The sequence below is a fragment of the Streptomyces sp. NPDC001678 genome (assembly GCF_042892945.1).
Taxonomy (GTDB): Bacteria; Actinomycetota; Actinomycetes; order Streptomycetales; family Streptomycetaceae; genus Streptomyces.
The window spans coordinates 90377-107657 of record NZ_JBIAUP010000016.1; the positions used below are offsets into that span (position 1 = coordinate 90377).

The 17281-nt window shown below is 69.6% G+C and carries 19 protein-coding genes; 7 read left to right on the plus strand and 12 right to left on the minus strand.

Translation table 11 applies throughout. The features are described from left to right. Positions 1-161: 161 nt before the first annotated feature. Positions 162-1199: a GDP-mannose 4,6-dehydratase gene (locus tag ACFYZR_RS27295; protein WP_391914774.1), complete on the minus strand. Its 1038-nt coding sequence runs from the start codon at positions 1197-1199 to the stop codon at positions 162-164. A 236-nt stretch (positions 1200-1435) separates the two neighbouring features. On the opposite strand from ACFYZR_RS27295, the gene ACFYZR_RS27300 reads away from it, so the two are divergent. After that, a complete protein-coding gene (locus tag ACFYZR_RS27300; RefSeq protein WP_391914776.1) occupies positions 1436-2182 on the plus strand; it encodes an AAA family ATPase in 747 nt (248 codons plus the stop codon). 19 nt (positions 2183-2201) lie between these two features. On the opposite strand, the gene pqqB is transcribed toward ACFYZR_RS27300, so the two are convergent. Genes pqqB through pqqA form a run of 5 tightly spaced genes read right to left on the minus strand, consistent with a single transcriptional unit; the run spans position 2202 to position 5357 of the window. Further along, positions 2202-3113, minus strand: a complete 912-nt coding sequence (pqqB, locus tag ACFYZR_RS27305) for a pyrroloquinoline quinone biosynthesis protein PqqB (protein ID WP_391914778.1) — start codon at positions 3111-3113, stop codon at positions 2202-2204. Then, positions 3110-4171, minus strand: coding sequence for a pyrroloquinoline quinone biosynthesis protein PqqE (gene pqqE, locus ACFYZR_RS27310; RefSeq protein WP_391914780.1), 1062 nt, complete (start codon positions 4169-4171; stop codon positions 3110-3112). Before pqqE ends, pqqB begins: the two co-directional genes overlap by 4 nt. Beyond that, on the minus strand, positions 4164-4436 hold the full coding sequence (gene pqqD, locus ACFYZR_RS27315; RefSeq protein WP_391914782.1) for a pyrroloquinoline quinone biosynthesis peptide chaperone PqqD: 273 nt from the start codon (positions 4434-4436) through the stop codon (positions 4164-4166). The genes pqqE and pqqD overlap by 8 nt, the downstream gene beginning before the upstream one ends. Then, the gene (gene pqqC / locus ACFYZR_RS27320; protein ID WP_391914784.1) at positions 4433-5146 is read right to left on the minus strand and encodes a pyrroloquinoline-quinone synthase PqqC; all 714 of its coding nucleotides are present in this window, start codon (positions 5144-5146) and stop codon (positions 4433-4435) included. Before pqqC ends, pqqD begins: the two co-directional genes overlap by 4 nt. Before the next feature lie 40 nt (positions 5147-5186). Continuing rightward, entirely contained in the window at positions 5187-5357 is a 171-nt protein-coding gene (pqqA, locus tag ACFYZR_RS27325) for a pyrroloquinoline quinone precursor peptide PqqA (protein ID WP_391914786.1), read from the minus strand. A 263-nt stretch (positions 5358-5620) separates the two neighbouring features. Here pqqA and ACFYZR_RS27330 point away from each other — a divergent pair, with 263 nt between their 5' ends. Beyond that, positions 5621-6019, plus strand: a complete 399-nt coding sequence (locus tag ACFYZR_RS27330) for a hypothetical protein (RefSeq protein WP_391914788.1) — start codon at positions 5621-5623, stop codon at positions 6017-6019. Positions 6020-6166: 147 nt separating this feature from the next. On the opposite strand, the gene ACFYZR_RS27335 is transcribed toward ACFYZR_RS27330, so the two are convergent. Next, entirely contained in the window at positions 6167-6898 is a 732-nt protein-coding gene (locus tag ACFYZR_RS27335) for a DJ-1/PfpI family protein (protein WP_391914790.1), read from the minus strand. Positions 6899-7211: 313 nt separating this feature from the next. Between ACFYZR_RS27335 and ACFYZR_RS27340 the strand changes: the two genes are divergently transcribed. After that, a complete protein-coding gene (locus tag ACFYZR_RS27340) occupies positions 7212-7667 on the plus strand; it encodes a hypothetical protein (protein ID WP_391914792.1) in 456 nt (151 codons plus the stop codon). An 897-nt stretch (positions 7668-8564) separates the two neighbouring features. On the opposite strand, the gene ACFYZR_RS27345 is transcribed toward ACFYZR_RS27340, so the two are convergent. Next, positions 8565-8972, minus strand: a complete 408-nt coding sequence (locus ACFYZR_RS27345; RefSeq protein ID WP_391914794.1) for a hypothetical protein — start codon at positions 8970-8972, stop codon at positions 8565-8567. Between the two features lie 804 nt (positions 8973-9776). Between ACFYZR_RS27345 and ACFYZR_RS27350 the strand changes: the two genes are divergently transcribed. The 3 genes from ACFYZR_RS27350 to ACFYZR_RS27360 all read left to right on the plus strand — a co-directional run bounded on the left by ACFYZR_RS27350 (position 9777) and on the right by ACFYZR_RS27360 (position 12250). After that, positions 9777-10331, plus strand: coding sequence for a hypothetical protein (locus ACFYZR_RS27350; protein WP_391914796.1), 555 nt, complete (start codon positions 9777-9779; stop codon positions 10329-10331). A 178-nt stretch (positions 10332-10509) separates the two neighbouring features. Beyond that, a complete protein-coding gene (locus ACFYZR_RS27355) occupies positions 10510-11265 on the plus strand; it encodes an ArsR/SmtB family transcription factor (RefSeq protein ID WP_391914936.1) in 756 nt (251 codons plus the stop codon). A 127-nt stretch (positions 11266-11392) separates the two neighbouring features. Continuing rightward, on the plus strand, positions 11393-12250 hold the full coding sequence (locus ACFYZR_RS27360) for a maleylpyruvate isomerase family mycothiol-dependent enzyme (protein WP_391914798.1): 858 nt from the start codon (positions 11393-11395) through the stop codon (positions 12248-12250). A gap of 159 nt (positions 12251-12409) precedes the next feature. On the opposite strand, the gene ACFYZR_RS27365 is transcribed toward ACFYZR_RS27360, so the two are convergent. Both ACFYZR_RS27365 and ACFYZR_RS27370 read right to left on the minus strand, forming a co-directional pair. Further along, positions 12410-13075 (minus strand): transposase, encoded by a 666-nt coding sequence (locus ACFYZR_RS27365; protein ID WP_391914800.1) that lies wholly within the window; start codon positions 13073-13075, stop codon positions 12410-12412. Further along, entirely contained in the window at positions 13011-13958 is a 948-nt protein-coding gene (locus ACFYZR_RS27370; RefSeq protein WP_391914938.1) for an ISL3 family transposase, read from the minus strand. Before ACFYZR_RS27370 ends, ACFYZR_RS27365 begins: the two co-directional genes overlap by 65 nt. 214 nt (positions 13959-14172) lie before the next feature. On the opposite strand from ACFYZR_RS27370, the gene ACFYZR_RS27375 reads away from it, so the two are divergent. Further along, complete coding sequence (locus tag ACFYZR_RS27375; protein ID WP_391914802.1) at positions 14173-14832, plus strand: rhomboid family intramembrane serine protease; 660 nt, start codon at positions 14173-14175, stop codon at positions 14830-14832. A gap of 966 nt (positions 14833-15798) precedes the next feature. Here ACFYZR_RS27375 and ACFYZR_RS27380 read toward each other — a convergent pair. Then, positions 15799-16875 (minus strand): UbiA prenyltransferase family protein, encoded by a 1077-nt coding sequence (locus tag ACFYZR_RS27380; protein WP_391914804.1) that lies wholly within the window; start codon positions 16873-16875, stop codon positions 15799-15801. 11 nt (positions 16876-16886) lie between these two features. Continuing rightward, positions 16887-17186 carry a hypothetical protein gene (locus ACFYZR_RS27385; protein WP_391914806.1) on the minus strand — a complete coding sequence of 100 codons (300 nt, stop codon included), beginning with the start codon at positions 17184-17186 and terminating at the stop codon, positions 16887-16889. Positions 17187-17281 lie beyond the last annotated feature (95 nt).

Genomic DNA, 17281 nt, shown 5'->3' on the forward strand with positions numbered 1-17281 from the left:
CCTGCTCGACTTCCCGCACGCCACGCGCTCAGTGTCGGCGGGCGTGGCCATGGAATTCCCTAGAGTCGGCCGACTCGGTCCGCTCCGGGCAGTGCGACGGGATTGAGCAGGGGTGTGAGCAGGGGCCGTCGGCGACGAGCCCCGGCGGGCGGGCCGTGGGCCTACCAGTTCGCCACGGTGAGCAGCTCGCCGTATTCGCGCTCGCGGCCGGCCTGACGGACGTCGGACTCGACCATCATCCGCATCAGCTCGGGGAAGTCCACCGAGGGCTCCCAGCCCAGCCGTTCACGGGCGTTGCTGTGGTCGGCGCAGAGCGTCTCCACCTCGGCGGGCCGCACGAGGGCCGGGTCGACGACGACGTGCTCCTCCCAGTCCAGTCCCACGCACTCGAAGGCGATCCGCGCCGCCTCGCGCACGGAGTGCATCTGCCCTGTGCCGATGACGTAGTCGCCGGGCTCGTCCTGCTGGAGCATCAGGTGCATGGCGCGCACATAGTCCCCGGCGAATCCCCAGTCGCGCACGGCGTCGAGGTTGCCGAGCGACAGCTTCTCCTGGAGCCCGAGCTTGATCTGGGCGACGGCCAGCGAGATCTTCCGGGTGACGAACTCGGCACCACGGCGCGGCGATTCGTGGTTGAAGAGGATGCCGGAGACGCCGTACATCCCGAAGGACTCGCGGTAGTTCTGGGTGATGTAGTGCCCGTAGGTCTTGGCGACGCCGTAGGGGCTGCGGGGGTGGAATGAGGTCCGCTCGTTCTGCGGGCTCTCGACGACCTTGCCGAACATCTCCGAGGAGGACGCCTGGTAGAACCGGATCTGCCCGGACCGGTCGGCCCGCGCGGACGACCCGCTCAGCCCGCTGACCATCCTGATGGCCTCGAGCATCCGCAGCACCCCGGTGCCGTTGACCTCGGTGACGAGCTCGGCCTGCTGCCAGGACATGGGCACGAAGGAGATCGCGCCGAGGTTGTAGACCTCGTCGGGCTGGACGAGGTCCACGGCGGCCACCAGGCTGGCCTGGTCCATCAGGTCCCCGTGGACGAACTGGAGGTCCGGGATCAGCTTGCTCACCCGGTCCTTCCGGGGATTGGCCTGCCCCCGGTTGAGCCCCCAGACCTGGTACCCCTCGGAGAGCAGGTGCTGGGCCAGGTACGAACCGTCCTGCCCGGTGATTCCGGTTATCAGCGCGCGCTTGGACATACAGTCCCCTTTCGCAGTGCTCGGCAGGGTCACCGAATCACGCATGGGGCTAAGGAATTTCCGAGACTTCGGGGAGCGGTCGCTGGTTGTGGGCAATCGTCCCGCAGGGCGGGACGGGTGGGCACAACCGGACCACCGGGCCGCACCCGAACAGGGCGCCCCCGGTACGGGGCAACCAGCCGACCACGAGAACCGTCTCCACGACTGGGCTTCGGACAACGGGCAAGGGACAGGACGTGGACGACATACGCGGCTCGGCCGCCGCAGCAACGGCGACGGCGACGGCGCCACACGGCCTGACGGACCTACGGGGCCAGAACGGCCCCCCACTCACCCTGTCCTACCCGGCAGGCTCCGTACTGGTCGTCTCCGGCCTGCCCGGCAGCGGCAAGAGCACCTTGCTGCGGCGCCTCTCCCCAGATGCTCCCGCTGTGGACCCACGCATCGTCCACGAGGCGTGCGAGGCCGTGATGCCCGCCTGGCTGCCGTACGCCGTCTACCGGCCCTGGGCCCGTGTGGAGCACTTCCGGTGGCTGCGCGCGGAGGTGCGCGGCGGCCGGCCGTTCCTGGTGCACGACTGCGGCAGCCGGGCGTGGATGCGCCGGTGGCTGGCGCGGGAGGCGGCACGGCAGGGGCACGAGCTGCATCTGATCCTGCTGGACGTGACCGCGACGGAGGCCCTGGCCGGGCAGGAGGCCCGTGGCCGGTGGGCGCCCCGGCGCGTCTTCGACAGGCACCGCAGGGGGCTGGACCGCTTGTCGGCCGAGCTGTCCGGGGGCTCGCTGCCGGAGGCGGCGTCGGTGGTGCTGCTGGACCGGGTGTCGCGGGAGCGGGTGGCGGCGGTGGAGTTCGCACCGGGCGGCGGCCCCGGTCCGACCGCGCGGGAACTGCCCGCGGTGCTGCGGGCGGTGGTGCCCCGAAGGGGCGCGGGGAACTGCGCGACCAGCCACGACGTACCAGCAGATGACATACCGGACTCCTAGCGAAGCGCCTAGAAGGCACTCACAACTCGATCTCGGTCCCGTCGGAGGGAACCTCCACCGGCGTCCCGGCCAGGACGGCGCGCTCAGCGGACGAAGGGTCCGCAAGCGGGTTGGTGTTGTTGAGGTGTGTGTAAAAACAACGCACGCCACTACGCCCACGAAGCCGTACCAGCGTGCCCTCGGGCCCGTCGACGGGCAGGTGCCCCATCGTGCGGGCACCGCTCCCCCGGCCGCCGGTCGCCCGGTCCATCTCGTCCTCGCTCCAGAACGTGCCGTCGAGGATCAGGCAGCTCACCCCGGCGAGGGCGGCGTCGAGGCCGTCCGGCCAGCGGGCGAGGGAGGGCGCGTAGAGGGCGGCGGCGCCAGTGGCGACGTCGTCGAAGCGGTAGGCGACGGCCCACGGGCCGGGGGCGTCGGATCCGGCGGCGTACCGGGGCCGTTTGTCGCTGACGGGGACGGGGGTCACCCGCAGCCGCCCGCCATCGAGAAGCAGGGCGTCCTCGCCCGGCCCGGAGCGCAGCGCGTGCCAGCGGGCGGAGCCGTAGGGCGCGAGCAGGGTACGGAGCGGGAACGGGCCGTCCAGCGCGGCCAGGACGGCGGGCGGGGCGTACAGGTCGAGGGCGGCGCCCTCGCGCAGGGCCAGCAGGCCGGTGGTGTGGTCGAGCTCGCCGTCGGTGAGGAGGACGCCGCGCAGCGGGGTGTGCCGGGTGCCGTCGGGCGGGGCGAGGCCGGGGGCGGCGAGGATCTGGGTGCGGACGTCGGGTGAGGCGTTGACGAGGTACCAGGCGCCCGGGGAGACGGAGACGGCCAGGCATTCCTGGGTGCGCCAGGCGCGGGGCCCGGCGGCGCGGGCCCGGGCGCAGCCGGGGCAGGCGCAGTTCCACTGCGGCAGCCCGCCGCCGGCCGCGGTGCCCAGGATCCGCAGCCTCATGCCCGGTACCGGATCACGTCGGGGGCAGTCGTCCCGGCGTCGTCGACGAGTGCGCGTACGAGCGCGTGGTGCGGGGAGAGCCGGCAGGCCGGGTCGGTGGCGGCGGGATCGCCGGTCAGCTGGAAGGTCTGGCAGCGGCAGCCGCCGTGGTCGGTCTCCTTGAACGGGCAGCCGCGGCAGGGCTCGGGCATCCATTCCGTCCCCCGGAAGCGGTTGAACGCACGGGAGTGGAACCAGATGTCGGGGAGGGACAGCTGCCGGACGTTGGGCACGTCAAGGCCGGGGATGCGCGCGGCGGCGGGGCAGGGCAGGACGTCACCGCAGGGCGTGACGGTGAACTGGCGGCTGCCCCAGCCGTGCATACAGGGTTTGGGGACGCCGTCGTGGAGGTCGGACCGGACGTAGACGATCTCCGGTGGGCCGCTCGGGCGGGCTTCGCGGACGAGGTGTTCCGCCGCGTCGAGCTGCGCCCGGGTGGGCAGCAGGGAGCGGAGGTTGAGCAGGGCGGAGCCGTAGTACTGCGCGTTGGCGAGTTCGAGCCGGTCGGCGCGCAGTCGTCGGGCCAGGTCGATGAGTTCGCCGGTGTGATGGATGTTGGCGCGGTGCAGAACGGCATTGAGGGTGAGTGGGAGACCGGCTTCCTTGACCAGCCGGGCGGCGGCGAGTTTGCGCAGGTGGGCGGGGCGGCCGGCGATGGTGTCGGCGGCTGTGGCGTCGGCGTCCTGGAAGCTGATCTGGATGTGGTCGAGGCCGGAAGCGACAAGGGCGGCCAGTCGGTCGGTGGTCAGGCTCTGGCCGCCGGTGATGAGACTGGTGTAGAGCCCGGTGCGGTGCGCGTGGGCGACGAGGCCGGGCAGGTCGCGGCGTAGCAGGGGCTCGCCTCCGGAGAGATGGACCTGGAGCACTCCCAGCGCGCGGGCTTCGTCGAGTACGCGGCGCCACTGTTCGGTGGTGAGCTCGCTGGAGCGTGAGTGGGGGCCGGTGGGGTTGGAGCAGTAGCCGCAGCGGAGGGGGCAGCGGTAGGTGAGTTCGGCGAGCATGCCGAGCGGCCTATCCATGGCGGACCCCTTCGGCGGGCTCGATCAGCCGCCGCTGGGCGAGTGCGTCAAGAAAACCCTCAAGATCGTGCACGGGAACGACGGCGTACGTCCGGGACAGCGTGGCGACGATCGCGTCGAAGTCCGTCTTCCCGTCGCAGAGGGCGAGCACGCGAGCACCCGTCTCGTTGAGGAGCAACACTCCCTCGGGGTGCAGCAGTACACCGGTGTCCCGGACGGGGTCGTGGGCCAGCCGCACGCCCGGCCGCAGGCGCCAGTGAGTCACCTGCCCCGACCCGCGTGGTCGTGTTCGAGGGAATCGAGGATGCTCCACAACACCTCGCATTTGAAGCCGAGGGCGGCGAGGGCGGCGTCCTGTTGTGCGCGGGTGACGCAGTGGGTGGTGACGAGGGCGAGGGCGTGGCCGGCGTCGTCGGTGGCGGTGTCGGGGCGGGTCTGGTGGTAGCGGTGGCCGGTGGGCGCGATCCAGGGGTAGTGGGTGCGCAGGGCGGTGAGGCGGGTGCGCATGAGGGCGGGCGAGAAGAGCTCGGTGAGGGAGGCGGCGACGGTCTCGGTCCAGGGCCGGGTGCGGGCGAAGGACACGTACGCGTCGGTGGCGAAGCGCACCCCGGGCAGGACATGGCGTTCGTCCAGCACCTCGGCCCGGGTGAGCCCGGCGGCTTCGGCGAGGTCGAGCCACTGGGCGTGCCCGCCGGCCCGGCCGTCGCTGCCGCCGCTGCCGTCCTGGTCGGCGATGCGCCGCACCCAGCGGCGGCGCACGTCGGCGAGGGGGCAGTTGGCGATGATGGCGGCGTCCTTCTGGGGCAGCCATTTCTGGTAGTACCAGCGGTTGGCGATCCACTGCCGCAACTCGCCCGGCGCGAGACGCCCCTCGTGGAGCCGGAGGTGCAGAGGGTGTTTGTGCCAGTACCGGTCCTCGTGGGCGTGGAGGGCGGCGGTGAACTCGGCCGTGCTGCGGGCCTCCGGGTCGGTCATGGGGTTCCTCCCGGTCGCGGGTTTCCGTTCCGGGTGGGGGCTACCACCGTCCGGCGTAGGCGGTGACCTCGGCGGCGAGCTCGACATCGGTGAACGCGGGCGGCGTCCAGGGGCGCGAGCCGACGGCAGGACCACCCGCATCCTGGTGCGGGTCACCTCGTACGCCCGTGACGGTCTCGGCGACGATCGACGGCACGACGGTCTCCGGCATGACATCTCCCCCTGATCCGGGCCGGGGCGACGCACCCGGCCGGTATTCCAGGTTCGGTCAACGGGAGCATGGACCGCAATCGCCGGAACGAGTGATGGGCCGGGCGGGGGCGGCCGAATACGGGCAGATGAGGAAACGTTCAATCCGGCAGCGCCGTCGTCAGCCCGCGGCCGGGTGACCAAGCCCGTGCGGCACGACCACCCCGGCACCACGCTCCGGGCCCGCCTGGCAAAACTGACTTTCGTCACGCCCTCCGTACCGGCTTGGCCGTCGCCGTCCTCGCCGGTTCCGCCCTCGCCCCGACCGCCGCGTTCGCGGCCGGCTCCCACGGCGCCCGCACCGCTTCGCCGGCCGATCCCTCGGCCGACCAGTGCACGGTGGTCAAGAATGACCACGTCGGCGCGGGCACCGGCATCCGGATGACGATGAGCCCCCAGGGCCCGTCGGTGGAGTTCTACGACTGGGCCGACGGCAGCCGGATCACCCGCCTGGGCACACTCGACCGCGTTCACCCCAAGCTTCCCGACTCCGCCGGGATCTACGAGGAGATCGTGGGGGCCCATCAGCTGGAACCCTCGACTGAAGTCGAAGACAGAGGGTGGTCCCGCTGGGTACGCGTTCCTCGACGCGCCAAGATGCCCAAGGGCTGCCCGCTGCACTGACCCACCCCGCACCACGCCAGTCACCCCCGCTCCCGGCAAAGCCGTACAGCGGTTCCTGGCTCATCCGCGCTTCAGCGACGCCTACGCCCGCCATGGCGAGTACCAGTCACCCGACCCCGCGTGTGATGGACATCAGGGTCATCCGGGTCACCCCTCGACCAGCTTCAACGCAAGCCGGCGCGTCGCTTCGTCCGCCTTCTCGGGGCTGCCGGAGTCGAAGGGAGGGTGGGGGTCGTACTCGATGGCGAGCTGCATCGCCCGGGCGGTGGCCTCGTCGGAGAGGCGAGCGGCCAGGTGCAGCCCCATGTCCAGGCCGGCGGAGACGCCCGCGGCGGTGATGATCTTCCCGGTCTCGACGAACCGGCCCTGGGCCGGGACGGCCCCGAGCTTCTCCAGGTACGGCCGAGAGGCCCAGTACGTCGTGGCCGGGAGGCCCGTGAGGAGCCCGGCGGAGGCGAGGAGAAGCGACCCGGTGCACACGGACGTCGTCCAGGTCGTGTGCCGGTGGAGACGCCGTATCCAGTCCAGGAGGGCCTCATCGTTCATGGCGGCGATGATGCCGCGGTTGCCGCCGCCGGGGACGAGGAGGACATCGGCGCGGTGGACCTCGGACAGGTTCTTCTCGGCGACGAGGGCGAGTTGACCGGTGTCGGTACGGACGGGTCCGGTCCGGCGGGCCACGGTGAAGACCCGGACGCCGGGCAGGCGGCACAGGGTCTCGTAGGGCCCGACGGCGTCCAGCGCGGTGAAACCGTCATAGAGCAGGACAGCGACCTGGACGCGCCTCTCCGCGGCTCGCGCGGGGGCGGCCTCCCCGAGACCGACGGCCAAGGCGCCGGCCACGGCGGTGCCCAACAGAGCGCGGCGGGTGCTTCTCATGACACATCTCCCTTGCATGGGTGCGGACTTCAAGGGAGTCGTGCGGCGGGCCGGATCAGTTCCAGGAACCCGCACCCCCGCAGGACGGCCGGGCCGGGCCACGCCCAGGCCGCACCCAGGCCCGCGTCGCCGAGCCCGGGTGGCCATGCCGCCGTCTGAAATGCGGCAGGCCTCGGATTGCGGGAATCCCCGGGAGTGGTTTGATGGGATTAGCTGTGGTAGGGCGCGGGCCCGAGAGCTGGAGGCGCCGCCGAGCCGCGGTATCCGGTGCGCGCGGCGTCCCGTCCGGCCTGCCTCGGCAGAGGAGGCGACCATGACACGGACCATGTACGACGCGGTGACGCCCAGCAAGATTCCGCGGGATGCCAAGATGGTGGCCGGGTACGTCGACGGCCAATTCGCCAACCTGGGAGAGATGGCGACGAGGTTCCCGCACGCGACCCGCGTGTCGATCGCGATCAGCCACAAGACCAAGGCGCAGGTGCTGGACGTGGAGGACGGCGCTGCCGATCCGGAAGGCGCGGTCCAGTGGTGCACCCAGACCATGGCCACCACGTCCAACAAGAACCTGACCGTCTACTGCAACGCCTCCACCTTGCCCGAGGTGCGCGCGGCGTTCCACAAGCACGGAGTCACCGAGCCGAACTACTGGGTGGCGCAGTTCGACGGCGTGCCCTCGATCCCGGACGGCGCCATCGCCAAGCAATACGAGAACACCTCTGGGTTCGACAAGTCGGTGGTGGCGGACCACTGGCCCGGCGTGGACTGAGACATGTCCCGTATCTGCTGGTCAGGCTCGTGAGCGGTTTCGTGGCGGGTCCAACGAGATCCAGACGTCGGGCGGCGGATCCGGCCGATGACGCACCGGCCTGCGCTCCTCGGTCCACGCGTCACCGGCGATCTTCCTGGCGACGCGACGCCCTGGTGCCGGGCCATCACCTGTTGAACAGCGTCCAGGCCGGTCCCCGTCCCCAGCATCGGCCGAGCGCACGGAACTGTCCGGCATGGGCACTCCTCGCAACAGGCGGCCAGGGCAAGTCCGGGCCGGGGCACGAAAAAACGCCGAAGTCCACCTCGGCTCGTGTGCAAGCGGCCAGGGTCCTCAATGTGGGGCTGTCGAGTCCGGCTATGAGCACGTTGCAGGCGGCGTCGACGACTTTGACTGCACGGATCCCGCCGCCGAATCCAGCTGTGTGGCCCGAGCGTCCAGTGCGGCTCCGGCCCCCTGGACGCGTCCAATGGCCGTTTCCGAGGGGCTCCGCCGGTCCGGTTCAGTCATCCCCGTTCTCCTACTGCCACGCCGGATTCTTGATGCCCGCCGGTGACAGGGCAGAGCGCCGGAAGGCCGCAACGGCCCACAGGGCGCAGATGACGGTGATCGTGACGGCTGCGGGGCCTGTCGCACGGTGCACGGTTTCCGCGCTCCGCGCGATCTCGTGCCCGAGGAGGGTCCCGACATCGTCATGAAGATCATCCGGGGCTCTGTCGCGTCCTGCGGAGAGCGATCCCGCAATCCCCCTGGCGATGGCTGTCAGAGTGAGGAGTACGCCGCCTGTGACTACGGCGGGTATGACAGCTGCCAGGCGTGATCTGGACATGCGGGCAGCGTACTGGCGCATGGCTCCCTGAACGCGCCGGGTGGCGTGCGCGGGTCGCGTGGCAATCGTCATGGAGGTTCCGCCACCCTGCTGGTCTCCGCGGCTTTGGCCAGTTGGCGCTGGCGCTGGCGCTCGATACCCTCTATCTCAACAGCGTGCTGACGCAGTAGGTCTTGCTGATATGCGGTCTCCACTCCAGCCCATATCCCGACGAGTTGGGTCCTCTCCTTGCATGCCATATCGGCGCGGGCGGTGCGGATCTCCTCGACGTCCGCTTGTGAACCGTGCAGTGCCGGGGGGGGGTTCTCGTCGGGACTGGCCGCGTGTGTGGCTCCTGAAGCCTCCATGCAGGCTGCCCAGGCATCGATCACGCGGATGGTGCGGGGGTCCTTACGGCTTAGCTCGAAGGACTCGAAGTCCAGGCTGCGCAGCAGCTCGGCGTCGACCGGATAGCTGGTGGTTCCGGTGATCTGCACGGCTGCCCAACCGTTGCACCCCTCGGGCGGTGTCCCTGCGGGGCCCCGTTGGCCGTTTTTTGTCCCGGCAAGAGATGTGAGCTGCTCAGCCGTCAGTGACGGCGTGGGTGGAGGCACTGGCGGCGGGCTGTGGTAGCCGTATCGCTCGGCTTCCTGCCGTTTGAGGGTCCCGTAGCGGTGTGCCGTGCGTGGGCCACGGGATACGGGCACAGCCGTTCCAGCGGGCATGGGCACCTTCGCCCGGTTCATGCACTGGATGCCGTTGCGGTCTTCGGCCTCGGCGAGCGGCTTCTACGGTGTGGCAGGCGCGGCGGGCGCGCTCGAGGTCGCCGCCAGCGGCACGGCCCTTCTTCGAGTCGGTGCTGTCCTTGTCGCCGCCACGCGGTGAGGCTGCCTACCCCCGAACCGACCATCCCGAGAGGGAAGGCGAATCGGTTCGGATGGAAACGGTTGGTTGGGCTACTGCGGCTATGGCCTGGCGGAAGCTTTCTTGTCCTCGGCTACGTCCTCGAGCAGGTGCTCACGTGACAGCGGCCAGCGCAAATTGGGTCTTGCAAGATTTTCGTGACGGGGTGACAGGCCGTCACGAAGATCTCGCAAGACCCGTGGAATTCCCCGCGGGCGACCAGTTGCCGGGGAAGCGGCTGGCCGTCAACGGCTACCAGCTGTCACTGTGTTGCCGTACTTCGGCCTGTATGCCGGGTCTTCTTCTGAATGGGCGCACGGAAAACCTGGTGCCCGTGCCTCTTGATGCGGTCATACTGCACAGACCGGTCAAACGCGGAAGGAGTAGGGCGAGCAGGAATGAACCAGTACAGTCATCTGAACGGGGCGGGGTCACAGGCGCTGCTGATTACCGGCACCGTCGGCGTCGGCAAGACATTGGCCGCCGACCTTTTCGGCGACTTTCTCTGCGATGCCGGTGTGCCGCACGCGGTGATGGATCTGGACCGCTTGTGTCAGTCATGGCCCGCCCCCGAGGGCGATCCGTTCAACTTCGCCCTCCTGCTGCGCAACCTGCGCGCTCTGACCGCCAACTACCTCGACGCCGGAATACAGCGGTTCGTCCTGGCCGGGGTGGCGGAGACTGCGGTCGAGCGCGACCGCTACCGGGCCGCCCTCGGCATGCCGCTGACAGTGTGCCGCCTGACGGCGGACCTTCCTGTCGTGCACGATCGGCTCAAGCGCCGCCATGAGGCCGACAGCGACCCCGAGTCCCTGCCCTGGCACCTGGAACGCGCCGGCCAGCTCCACGAGATCCTCGACCGGGCCGACATCGCAGACCTCACCGTCGACACCACCCGCTTGTCGCCCCCGGACGTCGCCTCCGCCATCGGCGCGAGTATCCGCTGGGCCTAGATGATCAAGTCCAGTGTCGGGGCACCCGCACAGGGTGACGAGGTTGGTCGGGCGGTCCGGGAAGGCAGTGTTTCCCCAGGTCGGCGCCCCTTTTGCCCGGTGATACGGGGCTGGGCTGGACGACTCCCGAGTTGACATGCAGGTAAATGCTTGCATGATGGTTGGTGTGAGCGATGAGATGGACAAGGTCTTCAAGGCCCTGTCCGATGCGACCCGCCGGCGCCTGCTGGACCGGCTGCACGAGAACAACGGCCAGACCCTCAGCGAGCTGTGCGAAGGCCTGGCGATGTCCCGCCAGGCGATCACCCAGCACCTGGGCCTGCTGGAGGCCGCGAACCTCGTCAGCACGGCCAGAAGAGGCCGGGAGAAACTCCACTACCTCAACCCCGTACCGCTCCATGAGATCCAAGAGCGGTGGATCGACAAGTTCGAGCGCCCGCACCTGCGGGCTCTGAGCGCACTGAAACGGAAAGCCGAGCACGCCATGTCCACCAAGCCGCAGTTCGTCTACACCACCTACATCGAGGCCACCCCCGATAAGGTCTGGGAGGCCCTGACCGACCCCGGGATGACGGCCGCCTACTGGGGCCACAGCAACGTCTCGGACTGGCAGCCGGGTTCCTCCTGGGAGCACCGCCGCACCGACGGCTCCGGCATCGCCGACGTGGCGGGCACCGTCGTCGAAGCCGTCCCGGCCGAGCGCCTCGTCATCACCTGGGCCGTCCCCGGCGAAGACCGCCCGGACGGCCCTTCCACGGTCGCCTTCGACCTCAAGCCGCTCGGCGACAGCGTCGTCCAGCTCACCGTCACCCACGAGAACCTGCGCGACGAGGCCGAGCACCGCCAGGCCGCCGGCGGCTGGTCGACAGTGCTGTCCAACCTCAAGACCTACCTCGAGACGGGCAAGCCGCTGTCCTCGCCTCTGTGGCCCTGACCCGCGAACCGGGCCCAGGATTCCCCCACGTACGGCCAGTTAGCGCGGTTACGCAAGGTAACCGAGAGGTGTCGCCGTTATGGGATATTCAGTAGCAAAGCAGCCATCTCGTTGACAGGCTTGAGCCATGAACGCCCAGATCAATGACGTGCCCAGCCATCCCTGGCTTGGCGCCCCGATCGATGCCCGCCCCCTGTTCGCCTCGGAGCAGGCCGCGCTGATGACCACGCTGCGCGGCCTGGCGCCCGCCGACTGGGCCAAGGAAGCGCTGCCGGGCTGGACCGTGCGCGATCTTGCCGCCCACGTCCTGGGCGACTTCTACGGGCGGCTCGCCCGGGACCGCGACGGTCACCAGGGCGGCCCCGCCTTCGCGCCGGGTGAAACTCTGGAGGCGTTCATCCACCGCATCAACCAGGAATGGGTCGACGCCCACCGCCGGGTGAGCCCGGCCGCCCTCACCGACACCCTCGACCTGATCGGCGGTCAGGTCGTCCGGTTCTTCGAGGCCGCCGACCCCGACGCCCCGTCCTTGGGAGTGTCCTGGGCCGGCATTGACCCGGCGCCGATGTGGCTGGACAGCGCCCGCGACTTCACCGAGTTCTGGACTCATCGCCAGCACATCCGCCACACCATCGGCCAGGACACCGATCCCGATCCGCGCCTGCTGTCCGTGGTCCTGGACACCTTCATGCGCGCCCTGCCCCACACCCTGCGTGAGGTCACCGCGCCGGTCGGCACTCAGGTCCAGGTGCGGATCGACGGCCCGGCCGGTGGCACGTGGACGGCGACAGCCACCGGGGACGTCTGGTCACTCGCCGAGCCGGACACCGAGCGTCCCGCCGCGCTCATCGGCCTGGATTCGGAGACCGCATGGCGCCTGTGCACCCGCGGCGTCCAGCCGGACACGGCCCTGGCCCGCGCCCGTATCGATGGCGACCGTGAACTGGCCGAAGCGGCCTGCCAGATCGTGTCAATCGTCTACTGACGCCAACGGATCTGCTCGCCGAAGCGGAACCGCCAACCAGGTCGACAGCGGTCACACGCGGTGACATCGGCGGCCAGTTGTCTCCCCCAATAACTGGCCGCCATTGGGGGATCTGGAGTCTGGCAAGATTTCGTGACGGGATAACCGCGGGTGTGGTCGTCATGCGAGCAGGACGCGGTGGCGGAGGAGCCGGTGGCCGGCCCGTCCGAACATCTGGCGCTTCAGCATCTTGATCCGGTTGACGTGGCCTTCGACAGCACCGGAGTTCCAGGTCAGGGTGAGGCCGTTGCGGACCGCGTCGAGGTCACGGCGGAGACTTTCGGCGAAGCCCCGCATCTCCGGGATGCCGCTGGTCTTGGCGGAGTTCAGCCAGCCTTCGAGCTTCTCGCTGCCCAGGCGGTTCACGAGCATCTCGGCGAAGTCCTGCACCAGTGTGCGGACGGTGCCCAGGTCCGGGCAGCGGGAGGTGAGGTCCTTGAGCAGGGCCTGGTCCGGTTCGGCCAGGGCGTCGGGATGCGTGAGGATCAGTTTGGCGACCTCCCGGGGTTTGGGGGCCAGCGACCGGGGCGAGGGGGTGCCGTGTTCGCGCATCCGGTGGACGAACCGGCGGACGGTACGTTTGCTGACATGGACGCCCTGGGCGGCGAGTTCGGCGTGCAGGACGTGGGCACCGGTGCAGCCCTCGTCCCACCGTCGGGCCAGATAGTCGGCGTGCGCGTCGAGCACCCCGCCGCGGCCGGTCGGCCCACGGACCAGCAGTTCATCGGCGGTAGCCGCGCGCATGAACTTGCGGACCGTCTTCGGGTCCACCCTCAGCTCGCGCATGATCCCTGTGAGGTTCACGCCCCGGTCCATCAGGGCGTGGACAGCGGCATGACGCTCCCGGGTCCGGCGGTTGCGCGGTCCCTCCGCCTTGTCCGGCAGCACTTCCTACCGGGGCAGGTTCCCGTTCCGGCGGGAGCCAGCCGGGCTTGAGCCGGGCCACGGACCGCTCGACCGCACCGCCCAGGTTGTTCCACAAATGCCACCTGTCCGCACACTGCCGGGCCTGCGGAGCACCCCGCCGGGCGCCGTCGCTGAAACAGTTCGCGCGGTCACGGCAGATCACTTCGGCTCCCGGGTGGGCAGTGAGCCAGGCGGCCAGGGCGTCGGCCGAGTAGTCGGACAGGATGTCGACGACCGTGTGGTTCTCGACGTCGACGAGCACGGTGCTGTAGCGGTAGGACCGCTTGAGCGCGAACTCGTCAACACCCAGGATCCGCGGACAGACCACGGCCGGCTCGGGCAGGGCGAGGACCAGGGACAACAGCGTCACCCGGCTGACCACCACCTGCAGCACGTCCAGCAGACGGGCCCCGGCGCTGCCCGCCAGCGCCAGCCCCACCGACCGCAGCACGTCCAGCAACAGCGGGGTATAGCGGCAATAGCGGGTGGTCAGGCCCTCTACCTGCTCGGCGAAAGTACGGCGCGGGCAGCCCTCCGCATCGCAGAACAGACGCCGCACGGTCAGCTCGATCACCACCGGTCTCCCGCCGACCGCCGCATCCGCGAGGTGCCGCTGGTACCGGCTGTGTACCCGGCGCGACTCGGTTCCGCAGTCCGGACACCGAAATAGGACCTCATTGCGGGTACGCGCCGTGATGCGTAACACTCCGCTCTCCACAACCACCTGCTCCACCAGCACCTTCTCCAGGTGCGGGAACACCATCCCGAGCACGTCCGCACACACTGCGGACGATGGCACCATCGTGACGGCCTGTCACCCCGTCACGAAAATCTTGCAAGACCCCGCAAATTCCCCACGTACGGCCGGTTGGCTTGTCACTCTTCGTGTCGTTGCCCCTGTCCGGGCCGCGGCAGTGTGTCGCCACGCTCGTGGCTGCACGTGTCGGGGTAGCTGCACCGTCTGGCAGGCTTCGGTCATGAACATGCACAGTGTGTTGCTCTATGGGTGCGCGGCGGTCGTCGTCGTGTTGGGAAGCCGGCTCTTGGTGACGCTCGCCGCGAAGGACTGCGACGAGACGCCTTCTCCGCTGGCCTTGCTGCGGACGTGGCGGCGGCCGGTCCCCAGAGCCGCCGTGGGGCTGGTGGCCACCATGGCGGTGCTCGGCGTGGCTCAGGAGGTTGTCCCCGCCATGATCGATGCGTTGGAGCGACACCCTCATGGTGCATGGTGGCGAGCCGTGACCGCCTTGATGGTGCAGTCGTCAGGATGGTCCCAACTCCTGTTCAACCTGGCCGCGCTCGCGGTTGTCGCTCCGGTCGCCGAGCGGCACTTTGGCCCCTGGCGGATGTTGCTGGTCTTTGCGGCGAGCGGTGTGACGGCGCAAGCGGTCAGCATGGCCGGCTGGAGCCTCCAAGGAGGCGGCGACTCGGTAGCGATCTGCGGCCTCGTGGGCGCACTCGCCACCTGGTACGCGGTGCGTGGCAGCGTCGTCGCCCTGCGGCGAGTGGCTCCCCTCATCCCCGCCGCAGGTCTTGTTCTTTGCTTTGTCACCAACAACCACGGCATGGGCCTCCTTGTCGGCTGCGTGCTGGGGGCCGGACTGGCAATCCCTGCTCGCCCGCCCCTGGCGGCCTGACTCGGCGTGACGGCTGGCGCAAGCCGGGCGAGTTGCGCGAAGAGGGTAAAGGTTCCAGCGGCAGCCATCAGTCGGATGGGGAGGGCGCGCTCGCATTCGACCCTTTAGCCGTGCCGGCAGCCTAGGAACGTCCCTAGGTCGCTGCGGCAGGCGGGGGTGCCGGAGTGGTTGCTCGCGCGAGCTTGGGGTCCTACTGACGGCAGTAGGACCACCTACTCAAGGTAGTAGGTGGTCACCTGGTCACGTGACCAGGTGACCACGGGCCAGAGTTCTCCGTTGCCCAGTGTCCATGCTGCGGCTCACCACAGGTGTGGAAGTCGTCTGGAGTCGGTGTGGGAGCGGCGGGGCGCCTGCGTCTCATCATCAACAGTGCCTAGCCTTATCCTAAGTTTTGGTCGTTCTCCTGAAGGCGGCCCGAGTAGCGGATACGGTAAGGCGAAGGTTGTGACTCGACGACGTGTCTCGAGCTGCTCAGGGCGCTGACCGCGCACTTGTGGCGAAGGGTGCTGTGTCGACAGCAAAATGGGGCCGCGCCCAGTGGACGCGACCCCCGCGTCGCTGCAACGACGCGTTAAGCGGAGTTCCAGGGTCCGGTTAGGGGGTAGCTCAGTTCCACGGTCGCATGAGCTCGACTAAGAGCCGAGCCAGACCGACCAAGAACGAGAGCTTCGCCCAACCCGGGCCCTTCTCCTTGGAAGTGCGCTGTTTGCCGCGCATGAACCCTCCATAGATGCTCGCATCGGTTGATGTGTCAGCAGCCAGAGGACTCACTTGCGGCGCGCAATTCACTCGCCGGTTGCGACGATACGGCCTGCACGATCGCCGAGGGACGCTATTGGTGAAATTGCGGAGCGCCTCGGCTCCGCCGATTCGAGAGCCCATACACAGTTTGACGACGAGTTCCCGGCTGCCGGCGGCGGCGGTGACCAGCAGCCGGTTCCGGTCGCCGGGAAGGTCGACCTGGTCTCAGGTGCCACGCCGCACGATGTGCGAAGCCCGCCGGTCCGAGGCCACCCCGCCGGGCGACGCGGTTGCCCCCTCCCGCAGGGAGGCGATGGTGAGACCGGTCGTCGGGCCATGCCGCAGCATGCCGGCGGCCTGAACGAGCGTGAGCGCCAGCAGCGCGCCCATGACCGTCGAGTACGCGAGCGCGCCCCATCCGGCCTGGCTCATCGCCAGGTGCGCCAGCTGCAGGATGAGCATCCCCCGGCCGATGGCCGCCGCGCCGGTGATGAGCGCCTCCTCCCGCCGGTGCCCGACCTCGCCCGCCAGGATGCGAAGGATCACCAGCGCGAGGGCGAGGCAGAGGAGGTAGGAGCATACGAGCGCCGGTGTGCGCCGAGGTGTCGCGGCCAGGATGACGCAGGTGCCGATGGTCCAGCCGCAGGCACTGAAGAGGCAGGTCGCGCGTCGTCCGTGCCGGACCAGGAACGTCCGCTTGCCGAAGAGGGCGTCGCCACGCACGTCACGGAAGTCCTTGAGCAGGATCCGGCCGATGAAACCCGTGTAGAGCCCGAAGAGCATCAGCAGGTCGCGCGGGTGGACGGCGGAACGGGCCGCGGTGAGGGCGAGCAGGTAGGGCAGCGCGACGTAGCAGGCCGGCAGCGCCAGGGCCGCCACGGCTCCCCGGTCGGCGAGGCGGATCGGGCGCAGCGAGTACCCAGCGCTCACCGCGAGAGCGGCGAGCATCAGCAGTCCGGGGCGCGGTCCGAGCACGAACGCCGAGCCGAGTGCGACGGTGGCGGACACCACCGCCGTGACGACGAGTTCCCGGCTGCCGGCGGCGGCGGTGACCAGCGGCCGGTTCCGGTCGCCGGGAAGGTTGACCTGGTCGATGGCCCGGTCGGACAGGTCGTTGACACAGACCGAGCAGAGCAGGAAGGCCATGACGGGGATGAGGCACCCTGCCAGGAGCAGGCGGTCCTCCGCGTGTCCGGCCTGGGCGAGGCCGAGCGCGACGTAGAGGGCGAAGAGCACGGCGACGGCGGGACGGCTGAGCACGACCAGCACACGGATGCGGTCGGTTATCTGTCGATCGAGCATCTGCGACCGCCTCACTTGTTCGGAAACAACTGGATCGAGCCGGTCGCGAGCAGCACCATCACTCCGAGGACCCCCAGGCCGCCGAGTATCAGGACGGCCGCGAGCACGCAGCCGAAAGCGACGCCGATCTTCGCCAGGAGCGACCGCTCCCCGGTCCCGGGGACATCTGACGTGGGCGGATGCGACGGGAGAGGCGGCGGTGACGACGGATCCTGCACGAGCTTTTCCCTTTCCATGGAGACTTGACGGACCGTCAGCCAGTGTCCACTCGACGTCGCCTCAGCACCTGAGTACGCGTACTCAGGTGCCACGCCGCACGATGTGCGAGGCCCGCCGGTCCGAGGCCACCCCGCCGGGCATCCGTGGGCCCATCGTCAATGTGCCCGGTCGTCAATGTGCCCGGCCC